Source organism: Pseudoalteromonas sp. S3178 (assembly GCF_005886985.1).
GTDB lineage: Bacteria > Pseudomonadota > Gammaproteobacteria > Enterobacterales > Alteromonadaceae > Pseudoalteromonas > Pseudoalteromonas carrageenovora.
This window is the reverse complement of record NZ_PNCW01000494.1, coordinates 1-230: the sequence shown is the minus strand read 5'-3', so window position 1 is coordinate 230 and position 230 is coordinate 1. Positions and strand designations below refer to the sequence as shown.

The 230-nt window shown below is 36.5% G+C and carries 1 pseudogene; it reads right to left on the bottom strand.

Features of this window, described 5'->3' with window-relative positions:
* Window positions 1-230 (bottom strand): annotated as a pseudogene (locus CWC11_RS21890) (intermembrane transport protein PqiB); the annotation flags it as partial.

The window sequence follows — 230 nt, the reverse complement described above, 5'->3', positions numbered from 1 at the left end:
TAAAAATAAGCATATTAGGTTGCTCATTCAACCCTTTAGAAATAGGCTTTAAGCGATTTGACAAACTTTCAAGTTCTTCAAGGGTATTACTCAGTTGATCCATAACACCTGAACCTTTTTGGTACTGAGTCATGGTTTGCTCAAATTGCTTCAAGCTTGATGTGAGCTGGCTTAACGTATCTTTTAAGCGCGTTAAATTACCGCCAACCTTGTCTGTTATCTTGTTATTA